Annotated in this window: 22 protein-coding genes; all 22 read right to left on the bottom strand. The window is 41.8% G+C overall.

What is annotated here, in order from left to right:
- Nucleotides 1-216: a hypothetical protein gene (locus tag NML69_RS04910; protein ID WP_001130031.1), complete on the bottom strand. Its 216-nt coding sequence runs from the start codon at nt 214-216 to the stop codon at nt 1-3.
- A 106-nt stretch (nt 217-322) separates the two neighbouring features.
- Entirely contained in the window at nt 323-1,219 is an 897-nt protein-coding gene (locus tag NML69_RS04905; protein ID WP_000244062.1) for an SPFH domain-containing protein, read from the bottom strand.
- An 82-nt stretch (nt 1,220-1,301) separates the two neighbouring features.
- Nucleotides 1,302-2,552: a threonine ammonia-lyase IlvA gene (ilvA, locus tag NML69_RS04900; RefSeq protein ID WP_000947300.1), complete on the bottom strand. Its 1,251-nt coding sequence runs from the start codon at nt 2,550-2,552 to the stop codon at nt 1,302-1,304.
- A 79-nt stretch (nt 2,553-2,631) separates the two neighbouring features.
- Nucleotides 2,632-3,654: a ketol-acid reductoisomerase gene (ilvC, locus tag NML69_RS04895; protein WP_000290683.1), complete on the bottom strand. Its 1,023-nt coding sequence runs from the start codon at nt 3,652-3,654 to the stop codon at nt 2,632-2,634.
- Between the two features lie 77 nt (nt 3,655-3,731).
- Nucleotides 3,732-4,208, bottom strand: coding sequence for an acetolactate synthase small subunit (gene ilvN, locus NML69_RS04890; RefSeq protein WP_001253813.1), 477 nt, complete (start codon nt 4,206-4,208; stop codon nt 3,732-3,734).
- Entirely contained in the window at nt 4,201-5,901 is a 1,701-nt protein-coding gene (locus NML69_RS04885) for an acetolactate synthase large subunit (protein ID WP_000411745.1), read from the bottom strand. The genes ilvN and NML69_RS04885 overlap by 8 nt, the downstream gene beginning before the upstream one ends.
- A 325-nt stretch (nt 5,902-6,226) precedes the next feature.
- Entirely contained in the window at nt 6,227-8,308 is a 2,082-nt protein-coding gene (gene fusA / locus NML69_RS04880) for an elongation factor G (protein ID WP_254725492.1), read from the bottom strand.
- A gap of 278 nt (nt 8,309-8,586) precedes the next feature.
- Nucleotides 8,587-9,057, bottom strand: coding sequence for a 30S ribosomal protein S7 (rpsG, locus tag NML69_RS04875; protein WP_000087873.1), 471 nt, complete (start codon nt 9,055-9,057; stop codon nt 8,587-8,589).
- Between the two features lie 19 nt (nt 9,058-9,076).
- Nucleotides 9,077-9,490, bottom strand: a complete 414-nt coding sequence (gene rpsL / locus NML69_RS04870; protein ID WP_001142332.1) for a 30S ribosomal protein S12 — start codon at nt 9,488-9,490, stop codon at nt 9,077-9,079.
- A gap of 318 nt (nt 9,491-9,808) precedes the next feature.
- Entirely contained in the window at nt 9,809-10,408 is a 600-nt protein-coding gene (locus NML69_RS04865) for a response regulator transcription factor (RefSeq protein ID WP_000772063.1), read from the bottom strand.
- A gap of 1 nt (nt 10,409) precedes the next feature.
- The gene (locus tag NML69_RS04860; RefSeq protein WP_254725491.1) at nt 10,410-11,507 is read right to left on the bottom strand and encodes a sensor histidine kinase; all 1,098 of its coding nucleotides are present in this window, start codon (nt 11,505-11,507) and stop codon (nt 10,410-10,412) included.
- A gap of 4 nt (nt 11,508-11,511) precedes the next feature.
- Nucleotides 11,512-12,246, bottom strand: coding sequence for an ABC transporter permease (locus tag NML69_RS04855; protein ID WP_138099729.1), 735 nt, complete (start codon nt 12,244-12,246; stop codon nt 11,512-11,514).
- Nucleotides 12,247-12,258: 12 nt separating this feature from the next.
- Nucleotides 12,259-13,134 carry an ABC transporter ATP-binding protein gene (locus NML69_RS04850; protein WP_254725490.1) on the bottom strand — a complete coding sequence of 292 codons (876 nt, stop codon included), beginning with the start codon at nt 13,132-13,134 and terminating at the stop codon, nt 12,259-12,261.
- Nucleotides 13,121-13,315, bottom strand: a complete 195-nt coding sequence (locus tag NML69_RS04845; protein WP_000709174.1) for a hypothetical protein — start codon at nt 13,313-13,315, stop codon at nt 13,121-13,123. Before NML69_RS04845 ends, NML69_RS04850 begins: the two co-directional genes overlap by 14 nt.
- A complete protein-coding gene (locus NML69_RS04840; RefSeq protein ID WP_000390700.1) occupies nt 13,312-13,518 on the bottom strand; it encodes a hypothetical protein in 207 nt (68 codons plus the stop codon). The genes NML69_RS04845 and NML69_RS04840 overlap by 4 nt, the downstream gene beginning before the upstream one ends.
- A gap of 110 nt (nt 13,519-13,628) precedes the next feature.
- Nucleotides 13,629-20,564, bottom strand: coding sequence for a YSIRK-type signal peptide-containing protein (locus tag NML69_RS04835; protein ID WP_254725489.1), 6,936 nt, complete (start codon nt 20,562-20,564; stop codon nt 13,629-13,631).
- Between the two features lie 176 nt (nt 20,565-20,740).
- Nucleotides 20,741-22,408, bottom strand: a complete 1,668-nt coding sequence (locus tag NML69_RS04830) for a DAK2 domain-containing protein (protein ID WP_254725488.1) — start codon at nt 22,406-22,408, stop codon at nt 20,741-20,743.
- Between the two features lie 2 nt (nt 22,409-22,410).
- Nucleotides 22,411-22,776, bottom strand: a complete 366-nt coding sequence (locus tag NML69_RS04825) for an Asp23/Gls24 family envelope stress response protein (RefSeq protein ID WP_000216434.1) — start codon at nt 22,774-22,776, stop codon at nt 22,411-22,413.
- A gap of 152 nt (nt 22,777-22,928) precedes the next feature.
- On the bottom strand, nt 22,929-23,117 hold the full coding sequence (rpmB, locus tag NML69_RS04820) for a 50S ribosomal protein L28 (protein WP_001140948.1): 189 nt from the start codon (nt 23,115-23,117) through the stop codon (nt 22,929-22,931).
- Between the two features lie 104 nt (nt 23,118-23,221).
- Nucleotides 23,222-23,896 carry a hypothetical protein gene (locus NML69_RS04815; protein ID WP_198459190.1) on the bottom strand — a complete coding sequence of 225 codons (675 nt, stop codon included), beginning with the start codon at nt 23,894-23,896 and terminating at the stop codon, nt 23,222-23,224.
- A gap of 6 nt (nt 23,897-23,902) precedes the next feature.
- Nucleotides 23,903-24,349: a LytTR family DNA-binding domain-containing protein gene (locus tag NML69_RS04810; RefSeq protein WP_198459189.1), complete on the bottom strand. Its 447-nt coding sequence runs from the start codon at nt 24,347-24,349 to the stop codon at nt 23,903-23,905.
- A gap of 113 nt (nt 24,350-24,462) precedes the next feature.
- Nucleotides 24,463-24,966 carry a phosphatase PAP2 family protein gene (locus NML69_RS04805; RefSeq protein ID WP_254725487.1) on the bottom strand — a complete coding sequence of 168 codons (504 nt, stop codon included), beginning with the start codon at nt 24,964-24,966 and terminating at the stop codon, nt 24,463-24,465.
- Nucleotides 24,967-24,986 lie beyond the last annotated feature (20 nt).

The following is a 24,986-nucleotide window of genomic DNA, read 5'->3' as shown; positions in this document are numbered from 1 at the left end:
TTAATCTTCAAATTTTTCATGATTTTTTTCATAGAAATCGATTAAACCAAGAGCTGTTTCAAATGAAATATTTTTAACTTTTGCGCGTCCTTGTGCTAGAGCAATGATAGACATTTCACGCGCATTCGTTTCTTTAGAGATACGGTAGCCTGTGATTTTCTTATCACGAACCCAGCCAACAACTGCTTCTACTTTTTCAAAGTTCGACTTAGCCATGTTCTTCTCCTAAATTATTCTTTACAATACTTAATTGTATACGTTTTTATTTCATTTGTCAATAAAAAAACATATATTCGTCGCAACTATATTATTCTGCATATTTTTATTTGGCTTTTAAAGCCGATAATATATGAGTTCTTATGTCCTCGACTCCATTAGGATTCGCTGGTAGGAAGATTGTATTATTACCCTCTTTATCTGCAAAATTATTCAACGTATCTAAATACTGGTTCGTTAATAGGATAGACATGATTTGTTCTTCAGTTAGCTCAACATTGGCTCCCTTTAACTCTTGGATAGAATCAGCTAGTCCGTCAACAATTGCTTTACGCTGCTCTGCAATCCCTACACCATGTAGGCGATCTTTTTCTGCTTCAGCTTCTGCTGCGGTCACGATTTTAATCTTATCTGCTTCAGCAAGCTCTTGCGCCGCAACTCTCTTACGTTGAGCCGCGTTAATTTCATTCATTGATTGTTTTACTTCAGCATCAGGTTCAACCTTAGTAATCAGCGTTTTGACAATGATATACCCATATGTAGACATTTCTTCAGCCACTTGTTTTTGAACTTCTAAGGCGATTTCATCCTTCTTCTCAAACAACTCATCTAGGGTTAGCTTTGGTACAGATGAACGCAAAGCATCTTCAATATAGGATTTAATCTGGGCTTCTGGACGCATCAATTTATAATAAGCATCTGTGACATTGTTTTCATTTACTCGATACTGAGTTGCCACATTCATCGTTACAAATACATTATCTTGCGTCTTTGTCTCTACAACAATCTCACTTTGCAACAAGCGTAGTTGAACTCTTGCCGCAATCCTATCAATTCCAAAAGGAGCTCGTAAATGAATACCACTATTGCTCAACTTTTGGTATTTACCAAAGCGTTCTATGATAGCGACAGATTGTTGTCGAACCACATACACAGAACTAACCATAATCACTGATGCAATCACCACTAAAAACAATAAAACAAGTAAAATTTGTAAAACCATGGGAATCTCCCCCTTTCGTCACCATCATTATAGCACCATCATCATTATTACGCAAATAATATGATAATAATTTTATTTTAGCTTAAACTAACATATTATACAACGTTTCGTTCCCATTCAAATTAATATAAGATGGGTCAAACTTTTCCATTCGATGAATCAATCCAGCATAATCATGCTTATTGGCAAGGGCTACCCCAATCAAGACAGGGCCTGTCCCCTTGCTTGCTCGTTTGATATATTCAAAACGAGTGATGTCATCATTTGGCCCCAAAATGTCATTTACAAACTCTCGTAGAGCTCCTGGACGTTGTGGGAAATTCACTACAAAGTAATGCTTGATTCCATCGTAAATCAAGGCACGTTCTTCCATCTCTGGCATACGGTTGATATCGTTATTTCCTCCAGAAATGATACAACAAATCGTCTTGCCTTTGATATAGTCTGATAAAACTTCCAAGGCTGCAACGCTGGCAGCTCCGGCTGGTTCTGCTACAATACCTTGTTTGGAATAAAGATCAATCAAGGTTTCAGAAATCAATCCCTCGTCCACCCCAATCAGCGTTTCAACATTCTTACGAGTCGCTTCATAGGTTAATTGTCCAACCTTCTGTACGGCTATCCCATCAGCGAACTTATCAATTTCTTTGAGCTTAACTGGTCCTCCAGCTTCAAAGGCAGCCTTCATAGAGCGAGCTCCATTGGCTTCTACCCCAATCACTTCAATGGTCGGGTTGGTTTCCTTGATGTAAGTTGAAACACCGGCAATCAATCCGCCACCACCTACTGGTACAAGTACTGTATCAAAATCAATAGACTCTTTACGGGCTTCTTCAAGAATTTCATAGGCTACCGTCCCTTGACCAGCCTGAACATGCGCATCATCAAAAGGATCGATAAAGGTGCGGTTTTCTGTCAATGTAAATTCTTGTGCTGCCTTAGCAGAAGCATCAAAGGTATCCCCAACCAACTTGATTGTCACGAACTCTCCACCGAAAAAGCGAACCTGCCCAATCTTTTGTTGCGGTGTTGTGATGGGCATAAAAATGGTTGCAGGAATCTTCATCTCATTACAAGTATAGGCGACACCTTGGGCATGATTTCCCGCAGAGGCACAGACTACACCACGCTCGCGTTCTTCTTTTGATAGTTGAGAAATGGCATAATAGGCTCCACGAATTTTAAAAGAGCGAACTCGTTGCGCATTCTCCTTTTTGAGATAAATCTTTGCTTGGTATTTTTCTGATAAATAATGATCATATTCTAGTGGTGTATCAACTACTACACCACTCAAAACTTTGTGGGCTTTCACCACATCTTTTGCACTTAGCATTGTCTCCTCCTCAAATACTGTTCAAGATAAAAAACGAGTTAGGTACCCCCAACTCGCCTTCTGTCTTTCTTTACAAGAATTAATTGTAGATTTTGAATGCGTCGTCGTCGTTTTTACCAACGAAAGGCATTGCTTTACGCAATTCTGCACCAACTTTTTCAATTTCAAGGTTAGCTGCTTGTTCACGGTAAGCAGTTAATTTTGGACGACCAGCCTTGTAGTCATTCACAAAGTCATTTGCAAATTTACCATTTTGAATATCTGCCAAAACAGCTTTCATGTTTTCTTTAACTTGCTCAGTAATCACACGTGGGCCTGATACATAGTCACCGTATTCAGCAGTGTTTGAAATAGATTGACGCATTTTCTTGAATCCACCTTCATAGATCAAGTCAACAATCAATTTCATTTCGTGAAGAACTTCAAAGTAAGCCAATTCTGGGGCATAGCCTGCTTCTGTCAAGACTTCAAAACCTGCTTCGATAAGGGCAGTCAAACCACCACAAAGTACAGCTTGTTCACCAAACAAATCTTCTTCAGTTTCTTCTTTGTAAGTTGTTTCAAGCAAACCAACACGAGCTGCCCCAACACCTTTACACCAGTCCATAGCAATGTTTTTCGCATTTCCTGTTGCATCTTGGTAAACTGCATAAAGAGCTGGCACACCAAATCCTTCTTCGTAAGTACGACGTACCAAGTGTCCTGGTCCTTTAGGAGCACACATGAAGACATCTACATCTGCAGGAACTTTGATAAATTCAAAGTGAATATTGAAACCATGAGCAAATCCAACTGCATTTCCAGCTTCCAAGTTTGGAGCGATTTCTGCTTCGTACAATTCTTGTTGGATTTCGTCTGGTGCCAAGATCATGATAACGTCAGCCAATTTAGTTGCTTCTGCTACTGTGTAAGTGTCAAATCCATCTTCTTTTGCTTTGTCAAAAGATTTACCTGGACGCACACCGATGATGACATCACGACCTGAATCACGCAAGTTTTGCGCATGCGCATGTCCTTGTGAACCATAACCGATTACGGCGATTTTTTTACCGTCAAGCGCTGCTACTTTAACATCTTTTTCGTATTCCATTTGAACTGCCATAGTTTTTCTCTCTTTTCTATTTTTATTGCCTTATAGGCTGGTTTAACAAATTTATGCTGGATTTTATACTAAGAGTATTAGTCGCGGGTAAATCCAGTTGCACCCGTACGAGCGATATTTTTAATACCATATGGTCGAATCACTCGCAATAAAGCTTCACTCTTTTCAGCATTTCCCGTCATCTGGATGGTGATTGAGCTTGGAGCCACATCTACTACCGTTGCACGGAAAGGTTGGATAATGGCCAAGATTTCTGCACGCTTCTCAGCAGGAGCAGATACCTTCACCAAGATAACTTCTCTTTCCAAGTGTGGTTTATCTGTGATATCTCGAATGCGAATCACATCAATCTGACGATTGAGCTGTTTAATAATTTGCTCTACTTCATCATGAGATGCTACATCAATAATGATGGTGATGCGAGATACATTGGGGTTCTCTGTCGCACCAACTGAGATACTCTCAATATTGACTTGACGACGAGAAAGGACACCTGTAAAACGATTCAAAACTCCTGAACGGTTTTGCAATCTAGCTGTTAACATTCTACGCATGGAACTTCACCCCCAACATCTCATGATTGCTCTTACCAGCTGGTACCATCGGTAAGACCTGTTCCTTACGAGAAATATCCACCTCGATAAACATGGGCACATCCTCCAGAATGACTTCTAGATCCTTCTCTATCGTCTCTGGATTATCAAACTTATAGTTTTTGATGCCGTAGGCCTGTGCCATCAACTGGAAGTCAGGAAGGGTATCAAAGACTGACTCGGAAGTTCTACCCTCATAGAAGGATTCCTGCCACTGACGAACCATTCCTAGTGAATGGTTATTCAACATGACAACCTTAATTGGCACCTTGTAGATGTTTAGGATAGCTAGTTCTTGGTTGGTCATTTGGAAGCCACCATCACCAACAAAAAGGATGACCTCTTTTTCTGGATTGGCAATCTTGGCTCCGATAGCTGCAGGAACTCCGAATCCCATGGTACCCAAACCACCTGAAGTGACTAACTGACGCTCATTTTGGTAAGGATAATACTGAGCTGTCCACATTTGGTGTTGCCCTACGTCAGTTACGACAATGGCATCCCCATTCGTCAACTCACCGATGCGTTCAATAACGGCCTGAGGCTGAACCACACGTTCTTTCTTATCATAAGAACGAACTCGATTCTTGTCCTTGGTGACTTTTTCAATCCACTTTTCAGTATTGTTATGAACAGTTGGTTCTGCCAGTAGCATCTGCAAGGCTTTCTTAGCATCCCCCACTACAGGAATATCTGCACTGATAATCTTACCAATCTCAGCTGGGTCAACATCGATATGGGCAACCTTAGCATTCTTCGCGAAGGTCTTAGGGTTCCCAGTCAAGCGGTCATCGAAACGGCAACCAATACTAATCATAAAGTCCGCTTCCGTCATTGCAATGTTGGCTGCGAAAGAACCGTGCATGCCTCCCATCCCTAGGAAGAGCGGATGACTCGTTGCAATGGTTCCTTGCCCCAAAAGACTAGTGACTACTGGAATTTGGTAACGTTCAGCAAATTCATTGAGCTCCTTAGAAGCTTCTGCATAGCTGATACCACCGCCTGCTAACAAAACAGGTTTCTTGGCTTTTGATAATTGCTTCAAGATTTTCTTGATTTGCATGTCATTTGGATCAAGTGTCGGTTGGTAACTTGGTAAATTAACTTCTGGTGAATAGATGAAATCTGTCTCTAGAGCTGATACATCCTTGGGCAAGTCAATCACAACAGGACCTGGACGACCAGTCGTTGCGATATGGACAGCTTCCGTAATGATACGAGGAATATCTGCTGTCTCACGAACTTGGTAATTGTATTTGGTAATGGGCATGGTAATCCCCACGATGTCTGCTTCCTGAAAGGCATCTTTCCCAATCCCAGCTCTTGCAACCTGACCTGTAAAAACCAAAAGGGGAACGCTATCGCTCATGGCATCTGCAATCCCTGTAATGGCATTTGTTGCTCCCGGCCCACTCGTGACGACGGCAACGCCCAACTTTCCAGTTGATTTGGCATATCCTTCAGCTTCGTGAAGACAACCTTGCTCATGGCGTCCTAAGATGTGGCGAATACCTTTAAAATTGTATATCGCATCATACAAAGGTAAGACTGCACCACCAGGATAACCAAAAATGGTATCAATCCCTAAGTCTCGAAGTGTTTCCAAAACTAGGTCCGACCCCGTCTTAGGAGATTCTAAACTGATTTTCTCCATTGTTCCCCTTTCTCTTCTCTTAAAAAAATAGCTTGTTACTATCATACCATTTTTTCAAAAATTTTCAAGGCAAAAGAGTTAATTTTCTGAATTTTCTATCTAAAAGTGTATTTATGAATCTTTTCCTCATTTTTATTAACTTTTCTACGGAATTAGGAACCTTTATTTACTTTAATTTATCAAATTAGAATATTTTCTTTCTGGATAGAATTAGTATTTTTCTCACTTAGCGACCAAATTTGTATACTATATTCAGCAAAAATGAATAGTTAAAGACAAAAAAAAAGGAAGCCACTAAGTGACTTCCTTCTAGAGTGAGGACTGATTAGTCTTCACCTTTATTTTTCTTAATGATTTCTTCTTGTACTGACTTAGGTACATCTTCGTAGTGGTCAAATACCATCATGAATGTACCACGTCCTTGAGATGCAGAACGAAGAACTGTTGCGTAACCGAACATTTCAGCAAGTGGAACGTAAGCACGAACGATTTGGCTGTTACCGTGAGCTTCCATACCATCTACACGTCCACGACGAGCAGTTACGTGACCCATAACATCACCAAGGTTTTCTTCTGGAACAGTGATGGTTACAAGCATCATTGGCTCAAGGATAGCTGGTTGTGCTGATTTAGCAGCTTCTTTAAGGGCAAGTGAAGCCGCGATCTTGAAGGCAGTTTCAGATGAGTCGACATCGTGGTATGAACCATCGTAAAGCTTAGCTTTAACGTCAACCATTGGGTAACCTGCAAGAACACCGTTAGCCATAGATTCTACCAAACCTTTTTCAACCGCTGGGATAAATTCACGAGGAACCACACCACCGACGATTGCGTTTTCGAATTCGAATCCTTTACCTTCTTCGTTTGGACTAAACTCAATCCATACATCACCGAATTGACCTTTACCACCAGACTGACGTTTGAAGAATCCACGTGCTTGAGTAGAAGCGCGGAATGTTTCACGGTAAGATACTTGAGGAGCACCTACGTTCGCTTCAACTTTGAACTCACGACGCATACGGTCAACAAGGACGTCAAGGTGAAGTTCACCCATACCAGAGATAACTGTTTCACCAGTTTCAACGTTTGTTTCAACGCGGAATGTTGGATCTTCTTCAGCCAATTTTTGAAGGGCGATACCCATCTTATCTTGGTCAGCTTTAGATTTTGGCTCAACCATCAATTGGATAACTGGTTCTGGAACGTGGATTGACTCAAGGATGATTTTAGCTTTTTCATCTGTCAATGAATCACCAGTTGTAGTATCTTTCAAACCAATAGCAGCTGCAATATCACCAGCATAAACGGTTTCGATTTCTTGACGACTATTGGCATGCAATTGCACAAGACGTCCGATACGTTCACGTTTACCTTTAGATGTGTTCAATACGTAAGAACCTGATTGGAGAACACCTGAGTATACACGGAAGAATGTCAAACGACCTACGAATGGGTCAGTCATGATCTTGAAGGCAAGAGCTGCAAATGGCTCTTCGTCAGATGCTGGACGAGTTTCTTCTTCATCTGTATCTGGGTTGATACCTTTGATTGCTGGGATATCAAGTGGGCTTGGAAGGTAGTCAATAACCGCATCAAGCATCAATTGAACACCTTTGTTCTTGAAGGCAGAACCACACAATACTGGGAAGAATTCAACGTTGATAGTTGCTTTACGGATAGCAGCTTTCAATTCTTCGTTAGTGATTTCTTCACCTTCAAGGTATTTCATCATCAAGTCTTCATCAGTTTCAGCGACTGCTTCAACCAATTTTTCACGGTATTCTTGAGCTTGGTCAAGGTATTCAGCTGGAATATCTTCTTCAAGGATATCTGTACCAAGGTCGTTAGTATAGATTTCAGCTTTCATCTTGATCAAGTCGATGATACCGCGGAAGTCATCTTCAGCACCGATTGGCAATTGGATTGGGTGTGCGTTTGCTTGAAGACGGTCGTGAAGTGTGCTTACTGAGTAAAGGAAGTCAGCACCGATTTTGTCCATTTTGTTGGCAAATACGATACGTGGAACTCCGTACTCAGTTGCTTGACGCCAAACTGTTTCAGTTTGAGGCTCAACACCTGATTGTGAGTCAAGAACAGTAACCGCACCGTCCAATACACGAAGAGAACGTTGTACTTCGATTGTGAAGTCCACGTGTCCTGGTGTGTCGATGATGTTTACGCGGTGGTTGTTCCATTGAGCTGTTGTCGCAGCAGATGTGATAGTGATACCACGTTCTTGCTCTTGCTCCATCCAGTCCATTTGTGACGCACCTTCGTGAGTTTCACCGATTTTGTGGATTTTACCAGTGTAGTAAAGAATACGCTCAGTAGTTGTTGTTTTACCGGCATCGACGTGAGCCATGATACCGATATTACGAGTTTTTTCAAGTGAAAATTCGCGTGCCATGAGGTTTGTTTCTCCTATTTATTTTAATTTCTATTCTATTATAACACGATTTTAATAAAAACGGATAGGCAGGACCTACCCGTTCTCAATGTTTATCTTGTTTTTGTTGGTTTCAACTTGTAGACAAGTTGAATTGAACTCGGGCTAAAAGCTCAAGTTAACTGATTTGAACCCGAGCGAGGCCCGGTGCAAAAAAGATAAACTGCTTTGTGTTCACGGAACACTGCACCAGTTTCCTATTTTTGCCTTGGGCCTTTGCCGCTCTTAGTATCATTTTATTACCAACGGAAGTGTGCGAAGGCACGGTTAGCTTCAGCCATACGGTGAGTGTCTTCACGTTTCTTAACTGCTGCACCAGTGTTGTTAGCAGCATCCAAGATTTCTTTTGCAAGACGGTCTTGCATTGTGTGTTCACCACGAAGGCGAGCGATGGTTACCAACCAACGAAGTCCAAGTGTTGTACGGCGTTCTGGACGAACTTCAACTGGGACTTGGTAGTTAGATCCACCAACACGACGTGCACGTACTTCAAGTACAGGCATGATGTTTTCCATAGCTGTTTCAAATACTTCAAGTGCATCGTTACCAGTAGCTTCTTTGATTTGCTCAAAAGCACCGTAAACGATTGAAGCAGCTGTACCACGTTTACCATCAAGCATAACGCGGTTGATAAGACGAGTAACTAGTTGTGAATTGTAAAGCGGATCTGGCAATACGTCACGTTTTGGAGCTCTATTTTTACGACTCATTTCTCTTTATCCCCTTTCCTTATGCTTTTGGACGTTTAGTACCGTATTTAGAACGGCCTTGTTTACGATCGTTAACACCTGCAGTATCAAGTGCACCACGGACGATATGGTAACGTACCCCTGGAAGGTCTTTTACACGTCCACCACGAAGAAGCACCACGCTGTGCTCTTGCAAGTTGTGTCCGATACCTGGGATGTAGGCAGTAACTTCGATAAGGTTGCTCAAACGTACACGAGCGAATTTACGAAGGGCAGAGTTAGGTTTTTTAGGTGTCATTGTTCCCACACGAGTTGCAACACCACGTTTTTGTGGTGAAGAAACATTTGTTTGAACTTTTTTATGACTGTTGTAACCAACGTTCAAAGCTGGTGATTTAGATTTTTCTACTTTTGATTTACGCGGTTTGCGAACCAATTGGTTAATTGTAGGCATCTACATTCTCCTGTGTTTTTTTATTTTTGGTGATGATACACTTGGTGACAGCTACCATCTGTGTGTACTTTTGCAACATTTGTCAGCACGTCCCTGTACACTTTTGAGAGACCAAAAGTAAAAAGTACCGTCTATTATTGTAACACAATTTTTCCTTCATTGTCAAGATATTTTTCATTTTTATTCTGATCTTTTAACTCTTTGACACTAGCTTTCACCGCTTTTCTAAACCAGAAAAGGAGGCAATTTGCCTCCTCCTTTCTAGTATGGATTTCCTTCGATTCAAGTTATCATTTCGGAATTGTTTAACCCTTCTTATCAAAGCCAACCAGATTCTTTTGCAATGTTGGCTGCCTCTGTTCGATTACCAGCATCTAGTTTCGAAAGAATATTGGTGACATAGTTTCGGACGGTTCCATTTGATAGATAGAGTTGGTCTGCGATTTCTTGGTTAGATAAGCCCTGTGCGATTCCCTTTAAAACTGCGATTTCTTGCTCTGTTAACGGGTTAGGATGCGTCATCACCACTTCCATCAATTCAGGCGAATATTCCTTACGTCCTTCAAGAACAGTGTGCAAGGTTTGCATGAGGTCTGCAATGCTTCTTTCTTTTAAGACATAAGCATCCACTCCAGCCTTGACCGCACGTTCAAAATAGCCAGGGCGCTTGAAGGTCGTCACCACAACCACCTTTGTTTCTAACTTTTCTGCTCGTATCCACTCCAAGACTTCGAGGCCTGTCTTAACAGGCATTTCTACGTCAAGAATGGCGATATCTACGGGCTCCTTTTCTAAGAGTTGGATTGCTTCTTGGCCATCCTTGGCTTGTAGGACAGACTCTACATCTGGTTGAAAGGTAAGCAACTGGCACATAGCATCTCGCAACATACTTTGATCTTCTGCAACAAGTAGTTTCATCTTAGTTTCTCTCCTTATAAGGTAGCCGAACCTGCACTTCAGTCGGCTGTTTCTGACTGATCACTGTTACTTCTCCTGAAAAAGGAAGGACACGGTCCCGAACGGTATGGAGTTCATCTCCTTTTAGTGAAGCAAAGCCACAGCCATCATCTCTCACTGTTAGAATGAGTTCCTTCTCAGTTCGTTCTAATTTTAAGTAGGCTTTGGATGCTTTGGCATGTTTGATGATGTTGGTCACTAACTCAAGCAAAATCATGGAGGCCGTTGATTCTAATTTCTGAGTTAGGCTAGCTGTATCTAGTTGGTGATTGATTTCTGTTTCAATTCCTGCAATTTCCAGCATTTTTTTAACAGTCGTAAATTCAGAAGCAAGGGTTCTGGTTTTAAGATTTTCGATAATTGTACGAACTTCATTCATGGATTCTTTACTGATCTGATGAATTTCTTTTAATTCTTTTTCCACTTGAGGATAGGCCTGCATTTGGAGAAGCTGGAGTGCAAGGTCCGTCTTCACACTCAGCATGGCAAAAGTATGGCCTAGACTGTCATGAAGATCCTGGCCGATACGACTGCGTTCGTTTTCAGCCAAGAAAAGATTGAGCTTGGCATTTTGTTTCATCTTTTCTTCTTTTATGTCCTCCGACAATCGAATTCGATAAAGACCAAAGGTCATTGCATCGGAAAAGATAAAGGTCACCAAGAAAAAGAGTAGCTGCCAGGGACTAACATGATTGACCATATAGATTCCGGTCAGAATAAATGGTTGCAGGACAATAAAACTGACAAAACGCCAAGAGTGAAAAGAAATCTCATCCAGCTCATAAATAAGGAGATTGGATAAATAAAAGATAAACCATGTGAAACCTGAACTTAGCCAAACAGATGTATAAAAAATGTAGACAAGCATGGACCACCATGCTAGCCACTGCACGGTGCGATTCTGACTGATTAAAACCGAATAGAAGGCAAGTACAAATAGTAGGGTCCATAGCAAGGTTAAAAGCGGGTAATCTCCAACGATGACACCCGCTATAGGAAAGATGATAAACACTATTGAAATATGAAACATATAATGAATGTTTTTAAATTTTTCCAACATAGATTTATTTTACCTCAATCCGTTTTTTCAGTTGAATGACCAATACACCAAAGAAAACTGTATAACCTAGTACAACCAAGGCAGAAAGAATACTAAATTCATGGTGTTCCAAATAAGTAGAGACGACCTGCATCAGTTGATAGGTTGGAGTCAGCTTTCCAATAGATTGGAGCCATTCTGGGAAGGAATCCAAGGGGAACCACAGTCCACCTAGGACAGCCAAAGCAATATAGGCAATATTTCCAACAACCGTCATCAGTTGAGCACTGGGTAGCAAGCTCACCAAGACACCCATACTGATAAAGACCACGCTTCCGACCAGTAACATAACTCCGATCACCAACCAATCAAGCCAAGGCAGAGTCACTCCACGGACAAAATGACCAACCGAAAAGACAACAATAATTGATAACAAGAAAGTCAGTAGGGTGCTGAACAGTTTTGATACATAATATTCTACCATAGATACAGGAGAATGTTGAATCAATTTTTGCCAGTTGTTTGTCTTATCAGACTCGAGTGTGCTAGGGATACTGAAAAAAGCACTTGACATGATACTAAAGAGCGTCATGGCAAAGAGATAGGCTTGAAGAGCAATTTCTGGAATGTCTGATCCTGACATCATACCAGAGAAAATAAGGTAAAACACACTTGGAAGTCCGATGGATAGCAAGTAGTAGATGGCTTGCCGTTTCATCAGAATGATTTCTACTTTCATGAGACTTGTCATATTTTTCATCGTCAATCTCCTTTAGTCTTGAGTCGTTTCGAAGATACTGTCTAAGAGAGTTCGATTGCGAACTTCAATTTCTTCAATCGTGCAGCCCTGTTCTTGCAAGACTTTCCATACCTGGCTGGCTTCTTTGGTTGTGAAGGAAAGTGCATTTTGCTTGATTTCAATCTCTTGAACCTGGTCCAAAGTGCTGATAACTTCCTGATAAGTTAGAGGTAACGTAAAATGCTTTTCTTGTTCTTCACTACGCATGGCATAAGGCGTCGTATCGCGAATCAATTCACCCTTGTGGAGGACCAAAATGCGGTCAGCCGTATGTTCTACCTCTTCGATATAGTGAGAAGAGTAGACAATGGTGACACCATTTTTCTTTAACTGATCGACGATCTCCCAAAAATGCTGACGTGTCGAGGTATCCATGGCAGCAGTTGGTTCGTCTAAGAATAGAATTTTCGGACGACCTATTAAAGTCAACACGAAAGAGAACAAACGTTTTTGCCCACCAGACAACTTGCCCGCTAGCTGATTTTTCTGCTTGTCTGAGAATCTAAGCAAGTCATCAATTTCTTTGTCTGAAAGACTGTCGGGATAAAGTGACTTGAAAAATGATAGAAGTTCTTTCACTTTCAAGTCTTGAACCACCGTATTTTCTTGAGGTAAGATAGAAATAAGCTGCTTTAATCGAGGATCTGTTGGTGCAAAGCCTTGAATAGCTATCTGACCTGAGCTCATGAACTTGTCGCCCAAGAGGCAATCAATCAAGGTTGTTTTTCCTGCTCCGTTAGGCCCAATCAAGGCGACACATTCTCCGTCATTGATTTCAAAAGAGATGTTTCGCAAGATCTCTTTGTCTTTTATTTTCTTACTCAATTTCTCAACTTTAATCACAGTCATGAGATTCTCCTTTCAACCACTTCATTCCCATAGGGAAAACGACGAAAATCATAAATCCAAAACCCCAAGCACCACGAATGAATTGGCGAAGCAAGGTTTGGTCAAACCAACCAGTAAACATTTCCACTAACCATACCAAGAGTGACAGGCCGATAAAGAGATAGATGATTGCTTTTTTCATTCCTCAAACTCCTTTTTCACATCTCTGAATAATTTTAAACCTTCTCTGACAAGCCAAGACATCATTCCAAAGCCGGCAAAGAGCTCCCAAGGAAAATGATAGAAACCCTCGTCCAATCCTGAAAACATGAGATAGGTCATAACTCCTGCTGCTACTAAACTCACTGCGACAATCATTTTATTTTTCATTTCTTCTTCCTCCATTTCATACTTCAATTATAGTCCTTTGAAGTTAACTGAGCTAGATGCTTCTGTCACTAGGAAATATGACAAATGTCATAAAAAAGAACCGATTTCTCGGTTCTTAAAAATGATTAGTCTGATTCATCGTTTCGTTTCTTTTTACCCAGCAATCCAAGTGTCATGACACCTGTTAGAGCTATCAGGATTCCTAGATTTTTCAAACCATCTTCTTGACTTCCTGTATTTGGAAGTTGATTTTTTTCTACAGAGATGTTTTGAGTCAATTGATCTGGTTTCGAATCAGATACTGAAAGTTCTTTTTTATCAGACGGCTTCACTTGCTCTGGAAGTTCTACTACTGTTGGGGTATAGAATCCTGAAATAATATTTCCATTGCGATCTTTACGGATCACTTTCACACCTTTAGCTTGTCCTACAAAGTCTGCCTCAGGGGTAAAGGTGACGGTGCCATCTGGTGAGATTACATAAGTTCCTTCACCTAGAACGACTTTTTCAGTTGTTCCATCTTCAAAGGTTGGCGGAACTGTCAGATCGACATCACCTGTAAAGTTTGGTTTACCAGTCTGAGTTTGACCTTTAAGACCTTCTGATGTCGCATCACTCACTTGTGTTTGTCCAAGGACAGTTGGTGTGTAGCGAGCAGTAACTACATTTCCATACACATCCAAACGTTTCACAACCAATCCTTTAGCTGTACCAACAAAGTCTGGTTCTGGAGTAAAGGTAATCTTACCATCTTTATCAATTGTATAACTTCCTTCACCCGGAACAACCATAGTCGTGCTACCATCCTCAAATGTTGGTGGAACAGTACTATCGATATGTCCTTCAAACGTTGGGGTCGCCACTTGTGGTTGGCCTTTTGCTCCTGTAGAAATCGTGTCATGACCAGTAGATGGATCTACAACTGTCGGGCGATAGCTTGCAGTAATTGGAGTTCCGTTCTTATCCTTACGGACAATCGTTACGCCTGTTCCTTTTCCTACAAAGTCTGCCTCTGGAGTGAAGGTGACGGTGCCATCTGGTGAGATTGCATAAGTTCCTTCACCTGGAATCACTTTTTCAGTTGATCCATCTTCAAATGTTGCTACCACAGTTTCATCGATTGGAACCAGTGGGTCACCACCTTGGAAGGTTGGGGTACCTGTTTGAACAAGCCCCTTAATGTTAACTGAAGAAGTATCTTTACCAGTTGGTGTTACTTTCGTAAACTCTGAACTGTAGGTTGCAGTCACTGGAGTACCATTCTTATCTACACGTTTGACTGTGACTGGATCTGGTTTACCAACGAACTTCTTGTCTGGAGTGAAGGTCACTGTACCGTCTGGCGCAATCGTGTAGGTTCCTTGGCCTGGAATAGATTTCTCCTTGCTTCCATCTGCGAAGGTTGGCTCTACTGTTTCATCAATTGGAACCAGTGGGTCACCACCTTGGAAGCTTGGAGTACCCGTTTGTGGAACACCTTGAGGACCTGTGCTGGTTGCACCGGTTCCAGTTGGGGTTACTTTCGTAAACTCTGGGCTGTAAGTCGCAGTAACTGGGGTGCCATTCTTATCTACGCGTTTGACTATGACTGGATCTGGGTTTCCGACAAACTGTTTGTCTGGGGCGAAGGTTACTGTACCATCTGGCGCAATTGTGTATGTTCCTTGACCTGGAATAGACTTCTCTTTACTTCCATCTGCGAAGGTTGGCTCTACTGTTTCATTGATTGGAACCAGTGGGTCACCACCTTTAAACGTTGGAGTGCCTGTTTGCGGAAGTCCTTGAGGGCCTGTGCTGGTTGAGTTAGTGCTGGTTGAAACCACTTCTTTCACCACCGCTTGGTACTTGACTGTAACAGGAGTGCCGTTGGCATCCACACGAGTCAATTCAAGCTCTGGTGTTTCGCCCTTGAATTGCTTATCTGGGGTGAAGGTCACCTTACCATCTGCATCCACTTCGAACTTACCAACATTTGGCACTTCTTTCATAGCTGTCCCATTGTCAAATAGTGGAGTCGAATCAGCTGGGAATGGAACAGAGTCATGGCCTGGCGTGAAGGTCACTTTACCTTCTTGGACCTGACCTTGTAGACCCTCTGTCTTATCACCTGTTCCAGTTGGAGTCACCTTAGTAAACTCTGGACTGTAAGTCGCAATGACTTCTGTACCATTCTTATCCACACGTTTCACTGTAACTGGATCTGGGTTTCCAACAAACTGCTTGTCTGGGGTGAAAGTTACAGTTCCATCTGGTGCAATCGTGTAAGTTCCTTGGCCTGGAATAGATTTCTCTTTGCTTCCATCTTCGAAAGTTGGCTCTACTGTTTCATTGATTGGAACCAGTGGATCACCACCTTGGAAGCTTGGAGTGCCGGTTTGTGGAACACCCTGAGGACCTGTGCTGGTTGCGCTAGTTCCTGTTGGGGTTACCTTAGTCACTGTTGGGGTATAGGCCGCAGTGACTGGGGTACCATTCTTATCCACACGTTTCACTGTGACTGGAGCTGGAGTACCAACGTATTGTTTTTCTGGCGTAAAGGTAATAGAGCCATCTGGATTGATGCTGTATTCACCTACACCTGAAACGGTCTTCGTTGATTGACCATCTTCGAAAGTCATTGGTTTCGTATCATCAATTGGAACCAATGGATTACCTTCTGTGAAGGTTGGGGTACCTTTTTGCGGTTGGCCTTGGATACCATTTGAAGTGGCATTCGTTGAAGTTGGAACTACTTCTTTCACCACTGCTTGGTACTTGACTGTAACAGGAGTTCCGTTGACATCCACTCGAGTCAATTCAAGCTCTGGTGTTTCACCTTTGAACTGCTTGTCTGGGGTGAAGGTCACCTTGCCGTCTGCGTCCACTTCGAACTTACCAACATTTGGCACTTCCTTCTCAGCTGTCCCATTGTCAAATAGTGGTGTTGAATCAGCTGGGAATGGAACAGAGTCGTGGCCTGGAGTGAAGGTCACTTTACCTTCTTGGACCTGACCTTGAAGTCCTTCTGTCTTATCACCTGAACCAGTTGGTGTTACTTTCTCAACAACTGGGGTATAGGTCGTTACAGCAGACTCTCCATTTTTATCCACCACTCCAACTTGAACTGGAGTTGCCGGACCATAGAAGGTTTTCAGGGGAGTAAAGACAATTGTTTTATTTACAAGATCTAAATCGTATGTCCCTTGATCGGCAATGGTTAGCGAAGTTACCTTTTGTCCATTCTCATCATAAAGAAAGACACTACTTTGGACTAGTTCAACGGATTTCTTTGCTTCATTAATGGTTGTTGTCCCTTTTGTAAAGTGGACCTCGCTCTCGCTTGCTCTATCCGCATCAAATTGAATCGTTGCTGCCTGCTTCTGTCCTTGAAGGCCTTTAGATTTCGCTGCACTTGCTGAAGGTACAACTGGAAGCGGAACATAATACACCACCCGATACCAGGTAAATTCTTTTTCCAACTCTTCATCTCTAGGATCATCCGCGTTCATTAAATACTCATAGAGAGCTCCTTCTCCCGACATTGTGTTTGCATCAATATCCTCTCTTGGATAATAGCCAGGAATTTCAGGAGAAATCACTTGAGACCAAGTTTGGTCTGCAGACCAGGCTGAGTATGTCACACCAGCTGTCGCATCATTTGGTTGCTGTTTCGCCAAAACCTGGTCAATTCTCTTGGTTCGAGTAAACGAATGAGTCTCAACATGTTTTGGAGGAAGGAGTGATAAATCAGAATGGTTTGTTTTTTTGAGATATTCAAAATCAATTTCGCGAGTTCCACGAACAGTTTCGGTTAGTTCTGTAATCTTGTGTCTAAACTGAAACTTGAATTGTTTTGGACTAGCCGAGTCACCAAAGGTAGGATCTGTAAAATCGTTACGGATCAGTTCATATCCTGCATCTTCTAATTCCTTAATTCGATCAGCAGGGTCATAAGAAATTGGTCCGTTTGGTTTACCTACAACTGTGTCTACCTGTCCTAGTTGCACTTCCTTAGACGGATCATTTACATCCACAAAGGTGAAACTTGCAGATGACAGCTTGGTGGACATTTGGATAGAAACATTATTGGACTCAGTGTACTTGGAACTGCCATTTGCCAAAGCCGAAGAAAGATAAGCTGTAGCACCTGGGACAGTATCTTGCCCGATAACTGCTCCATCGATAGGAAACTGAACCCTACTTCCAGCAGCAACCGGAGCAGTCGAATGCCAACGAACTGCACGAATCTCTGACCAATCCGACACTTGATCCGCTGTGAGCCATTGTGAAGCATTAATTTCTGCAGCAGTGCCCGCAATACGACTATATTGAACTTCCCAGCCTGAAGGTGGTGTTAGAGCTTTGGTCAAACTCACTGTAAATTTAGAACCACGATTTCTGGATTCTAGCTGTTTATCACCTTTCATCGGCAAGGATGATAAAACATAAACGTCTGAAACAGGCTGTTTCGCTGCGTTTTTATAGGTCACTCTGAAATCAATCTCATCACCAGGATAGTGCTCTTGGGTATTGTAGGCAAAGTGCTGATTTGTAGCTCTCTTCACTTCAGAGTAGACACCACTCGCTTCAGACGCCTGTACGACCACATTGAAATCATAAGAAACCGAGTTTTTCGAAGTAACTGTAATCCCATCTAGTTCCCCCAAGTCATAGCCATTCTGAGCTTGAACGTCAGGAAGTTCCTCATCCCAAAAAGCAATCGCTTTATAGGTATAGGTTCCGTTTGGAATCGTCTTGTTTTCCAACCTCAAAAGAGTTGCAGGCATAGGGGAATCTGGGGTCCCCTTCACTTGGGCATAGTAGAGAGTTTTCCCAGTATCTTTGTAATTATAATAGACCTTAAAATTAGGGTTCCCACTAAAGTTTAATTGTGGATCAGCCAAATAAGCCAGATGGTAAACTCCTGTCAAGTTTGCGAAGTTCTGAGTAGGAGTTTCTTTACCCGCAGTCCTTGTGATAAAATCTTCTTTAAAACCAGAAGCATCTGTGTGTCGATTAAAGACATCTGTCCGACGGCGTCCAACCATCGAAATTTGCTGGCTAACGCGTGTTAATTCAGCTGAGGCCGTTTGAGATAAGGAAACAGTGTTACCAGTATTGTTAAATGTGAAATCCGTTCTAGAATCCAACTTACTGATTGTCGAATCTTTATAGAGACTTTCCCAATTATTAAAACGTGTTTTGGTCTGGAAAACAAACATTGATGTATCATTTGTTGAGGACTTCCTCATCTTGATATTTTTAAACTTGTACTCCAGTTCCTTCACATCTTGCTCTTCCGTCAGTCGTAGGCTACGAGTGTTACTATTAAAAGTCCCTAACAACTCACCTGTAGCTTTATTGTATACTTCTACAGATGCATCCGGTGAAGAGAAAAATTCATTCCAATAACGCTCCTCGATTGCATTGACTTCTCGATAAGACTCTCGTGGGTCCTGTATTTTATGAGTGACAGTATAGTCATTGATAAGATAATCCTTTTCAACCTCTGCGACCGATGAGAGTCGAACATAAGAACGGTATTCTGTTTCACCATAGGAACGAATCATCTCCGAGTCAGACTGATTATAGTGTCTATATTCGAAGAGAGAAGACTCTGGCTGATCTGTTTTTTGAACAAAGAGAGTATAGGGAAGAACGGCCGTATTTTGATAACTAGTCCCATCTGCTTTTGTATAGATACCTGTCACAGTTAGGTTTTGCGCTTTTCTATTGATATCTGCTACTTTGGCATTCTTTAACTTAAAAGAAATTGGAATGAGCTTATTTTTATTGTTATTGATATCTTGAAGCGGATTGTTAGCTCTGTTAATGGTCAGATGGTAACCCGTCGCATCGGCAGTCCATCCCAAAGCTTTGGCTTCATCTGTCAATTCATAACCTTCTTTTAGATCTACATTATAGGTATAAGAAGTGACAGGATCAATGATATGTCCCCCGACATCACTAATCCCCATACCATTGATCATACGACCATCAAAGACACCATTTCCATAGTTGAAATAATCATTTCTTGCCGTATTATTCTTAGGATCTTTCGCACCATTAAATAGGTAGAAAGACACAACCGACGAACCATCGTCAACGATACCATCGTTGTCTCGATCATAGCCAATGACCTGATTGTTAGACATTGGTGTCAGACCACCTACACCGTTTTCTAAGACTTTCCATGTGTGTTCAATGCTTCCAAGTTCTTTGAGGACATTGCCATTTTTGTCATAGAGCTTAGCAGTTGCGGTCACCTTATGGTCTGGTCCAAGGGCTTGGACAGCGCCTCCCCAATTCTGCGTCAAAGGATCTATCTGAAAAGTATAGACGAAGTTATAGTTTGCCCCACCTCTCAGATTCGCAGGTTCTATCTTTAAATCAAGATCCCCATTCGCTTTTTCTTGGCTAAACTTTACACCACCGACTGGAGAAGGGGTCAATTTAATAGCCTTCCCATTTTGGAAATGAATTTTAATATACCCACCAGAATAGTCTGCTTCATGCCCAGTAATACTAAAAGTCAAGGATTCACGGACACTATCTACCGCATGGATATCCTTGATTGGCGAATGAGCTTTAAATGCTGCATTGACTTCATCTAGCGATCTCTTGCGCCTAGAAGAAGTTTTCCCGCTAGAGCCACTTTCTTCCTTGCTTTTCTGCTCAGTTTGAGTTGATTCTATAGATTGCTTTTTCTCCTCATCTAAAGAAGGCTGACTCGCTTCCTTGATATTGTCAACTTGAGAAACTGGTTGGCTCTGAGCGACTGGTGCAGATACTTCTGTTTTGGACGGCTCAGCTTTATCCTTCAGGTCCTTAACCGCTTCGTTCTGTGTTACCACTTTTTGAGGCTCAGAAATGACTTCCTGTCCATTCTCAGCACTTTTTTCCTTCTGTTGAATTTCTGCCTGCGTTTGTTGTTCCTTATTGTTGACTTGAGCTTCATCTGCTTGCACCGGAGAAGTAGCCATCACCATAAAGGTTCCTAGCAATACCGAACAGGTCCCAACACTTAACTTTCTAATTGAAAAGCGGGAAAAAGATTGATTAAAAAATTTTTTCTTCATCATTTCTCCTTTATATTCATACTTAATCTAACATAACAGCTTTATCATTATAACTTATAGTAAATAGAATTTCCAATAGAATGTTCATTTCTACATAAATTTCTTTATAACTCCATTTGCATAGAAAAAGGAAGCTGTAAAACCAGCTTCCTTCTGTTGTTTTCATTTAATTTTCACGATTATTCCACACTGAAAAGATATGGATATACGGGTTGTTGACCTTGGTGAATCTCTACTTCAACATCTTCGAATTCTTCTGCGATTTCTTGGGCAATTTCATTGGCAAGTTCTTCGCTTCCGTCTTCACCGACATAGAAAGTCACGATTTCACTATCTTCGTCCAACATATGTTTCAAAGTTTCAGTCAAGGTTTGGTGCATGTCAGGATTTGACACGAGGATTTTCCCATCGACCATACCAAGATTGTCATTTTCATGAATTGCTAATCCATCGATAGTTGTATCACGAACGGCAGTCGTTACACTTCCGCTTACGACGTCGCCAAGGGCTGCAGTCATGCGTTCTTTGTTTTCTTCGATAGACTTGCTAGGATCAAAGGCAAGAAGACTGGTCAACCCTTGAGGAATTGTACGTGCTTCTACTACAACAGCTGGTTGTTCAAGCACTTCAGTCGCAGACTGAGCTGCCATAAAGATATTTTTGTTGTTTGGCAAGAAGATAATGTTGCGAGCATTGACCTGTTCAACAGCCTTGATAAAGTCTTCTGTTGAAGGATTCATCGTCTGCCCGCCTTCGATGACATAATCCACACCTTGAGCACGGAAGATATCTGCTAAACCTTGACCAGCTACTACTGCGATAAGGGCATACTCTTTTGTTTCAACAGGCTTGTTGCCTTGACTTGCTTCTTTTTCAACTTGCGCCTCGTGTTGGTTACGCATGTTGTCCACTTTTACCTTGATCAAGCTACCATATTTGAGACCTTCTTGCATGACAAGACCTGGATCTTCTGTATGGACGTGAACTTTGACAATCTCATCATCGTTGACAACAAGCAGTGAGTCGCCTAAGTCATTCAAGTAGTTACGGAATTCATCGTAGTCAAAGTCCTTAGAATAAGTTGGACCTTGTTTGAGGGCTACCATGATTTCTGTACAGTAACCAAAGGTAATATCCTCAGTTGCCACATGCCCTGCTACAGACTTGTGGTGCTCTGCATTGATCATTTCACTCATGTTTGCAGGAGTCGCTACAAAGTCTTCAGAAGCACTGTATTCACCAGTAAGAGCTGAAAGGAATCCTTCGTAGATGAAGACCAAACCTTGACCACCTGAGTCTACCACACCAACTTCCTTAAGGACTGGAAGCATTTCTGGTGTCTTAGCCAAAGCTGCTTTTGCGCCTTCCAAGGCTGCACGCATGACCTCAACAGCATCATCCGTCTCCTCGGCTTTTTTCTTAGCACCAATGGCAGCACCACGAGAGACAGTCAAAATGGTTCCTTCAACTGGTTTCATAACCGCTTTATAAGCTACTTCAACACCGGATTGGAAGGCAAGAGCCAAGTCTTGACCTGTTAATTCATCCTTTTCCTTGATAGCCTGAGAGAAGCCACGGAAGAGCTGAGAAGTGATAACCCCTGAGTTCCCACGCGCACCCATCAAGAGCCCCTTAGCAAGAATGCTCGCTACTTCTCCTACTGTGGAAGCCGGCTTGTCTGCTACTTCTTTGGCACCATTTTCAATGGTCATTCCCATGTTTGTCCCAGTATCTCCATCTGGAACTGGAAAGACGTTCAATGAATTGACATATTCTGCTTGCTTATTCAAACGAGTTGATGCAGCTTGCACCATCTCTTGGAATAAACTGGTAGTAATTTTTGACACGATTATTCTCCTACAACTTTGATATTTTGAATGTAGACATTCACAGTCTGAGCAGTAATTCCTAGTTGATTTTCTAAACTAAAACGAACACGCTCTTGAATGTTTTTTGACACTTCGCTTATCTTTACTCCGTAGCTCAATACGGTATAAACATCAACTGCAATGCTACCATCTTCGGCTGCTTTTATAACAACACCCTTAGAATAATTTTCCTTACCAAGAAGGGCTTGAAAATTGTCTTTGAGGGCATTTTTACTAGCCATACCGACCACACCAAAAATCTCAGTTGCGGCACCACCTACTACGGTTGCAATCACTTCATCTGTCAGTTCGATTTGACCATCTTTTGTATTAATTTTTACAGTCATTTTTTTTACCTCAACTAGTTGATACTCTATTTTATCATATTTCATCCCAAGTGTAAAAGCAGAATGCTGTATCGGCGGATATTTACTCTATTTTTCAAATGGTTTTATCTCTAGAGCAAAAGAAAAAGACCTAAGCGGTCTTTTCATTTTTATTAAACGCGTTCAACTTTACCTGATTTCAAAGCACGAGCTGAAGCCCAAACTTTTTTAGGTTTACCATCGATAAGAACAGTAACTTTTTGAAGGTTTGGTTTTACGGCACGTTTTGTTTGGTTCATCGCGTGTGAACGGTTGTTTCCTGATACAGTCTTACGACCTGTAAAGTAACATACTTTAGCCATTGTGTTTTCCTCCTATTAGATCTAATATAGCGGATGTGCTAGCACCACATACCGTACTATGTTATCACACTTTCTTGAATTTATCAAGGGCCTAAACTATTTTTTTATTTAACGTAAACAACTCCAAGTTTACCAAAAGCAACTTCTCCACGGATAATCAAGGTTTTGTTTGTTGGTGCTACAGGAGCATCTGCCTTAGCTGCACCAAAGGAGGTTTCTACTTTCAAATCGACACGCCAGTGTTGTGGAACATAGACAGTTGCATTCCCGAAGGCCACTTCAATATTTAAAGTTGCAAAATCACCTAGCATCTCTGCATTATCATAGTAGATTTTAGCATCCCCAAAAGCGACCTCCACTTGGTCATCTACGAGATCTTGATCTTGCTTATAGAAGGTCCCGCTACCAAAAGCGACTTCCTTATCCGTGACGACTGTTTTTTTTCCATTGTACCACCATTTTTTTTCATTCCAGAACTTACTCGAATGCGTCAGATAACCAACACCTAGCACCGCTAAGATGCTAGCCCAGATGAGAGAATGATTGGCAAATGGCAACAAGTCATAAGCGTAATTTGCAATGATGAGCGCTAGTAACCCTGTAAAAACTGCCGAAGTGAGATGGCGTCTAAGGAGGGACTCAATGGACTTATAAGCCAAGAAAACAATACCTAGCAAAGGCCATATCTTGCCATCCAAAGAAGGAATTCCAAAATTCCCTTGCAGCAAGATCCAAGCTGCTAAAACCAATAAAACAATACCAAATGCTTTCTTTTTCATGTTTTTTTACCTCATGTTTCTTAGATTTTCTTTTAGGAGGGATTGGTAATGCCGTGAGACATGAACCTCCTTGTGCGTATGATAAAAGGAAATGGTGCCCGTTCCTGAAAAGGACTTGTCCACTGAGTAAATCTGACGGATGTTTGCGATCGTTGACTTGGAAACTCGACTAAAATAGCGAGGCAAGATGGACTCCAATTCATAAAGTTTGAGACGAACTTCATAGGCTTCCTTCTGGTTATGAGCGTAGATCTTGCTCCCTTCTGTTTCAAAGAAGAGAATTTCTGACAGATCTAGATAATATTCACCTGTCCCCTTGTAAAAAGTCAACCTCGGAGCCTTCGACTCTTGCAAAAGTCGTTGCAAATCTGCAATTTCATCTGTCAAAGTGGGTGTCTTGATGACAATTTCAGTCTCCTCTAAATTGCCGTCAATCTCAATTCGTAACTTCATCACATCTCCTTTCTGACTCTACTATATCAAAGCTAAGTCAGGAATACAAGGGCAAAAAAGCAAGTGGTCATTTTGAAGCAGTAAGTGGTTGTAGGACTAGCTTAACTTACATGTCAGAATAGGAAGAAAAGGAATCCCCACATCAGACCACAAGCATAGCCAACCAAGACATCCTCGGGATAATGAACACCCCCTAAAACCCTCACCAAGCCCAGCAAAGCTGAAAAGATCAAGCATGCTAAGCCAACAGGTAGACTAGCATGCAGACAGCCCATGGAGATGATAGTTGCCGAAAAGACATGGCGACTGGGCAACGACTGTCCCGAACTATCCTTGTCAAGCAGGGGACGGATGTCCCAAGTTTCATAAGGTCGCGGGTGGTTGATTCTCTTACGAAAAAGAGACAAAATCACAAAACCTGATGCAGGAATAAGCACATAAACCCCAACTTGCTGACCCAGTCCCAGTTTCAGATAAGTAGTGACTAGCAAGGTCAGATAGACCAGGGGCATGGCGACTGTCATCAAGCGATTAAAACTGCGTAACAGAAATAGAAGGGTGGGATGGCTAGTTAGTTTGGAGCTAAGGTTGCTATACCATTCTTGATAATTTTTCATTAAATTTCTCATTCATTACC

Source organism: Streptococcus sp. CF8-6, from assembly GCF_024295845.1.
Classification (GTDB): domain Bacteria; phylum Bacillota; class Bacilli; order Lactobacillales; family Streptococcaceae; genus Streptococcus; species Streptococcus oralis_BO.
The sequence above is the reverse complement of the archived record's forward strand: the minus strand, read 5'-3'. Positions and strand labels throughout refer to the sequence as shown.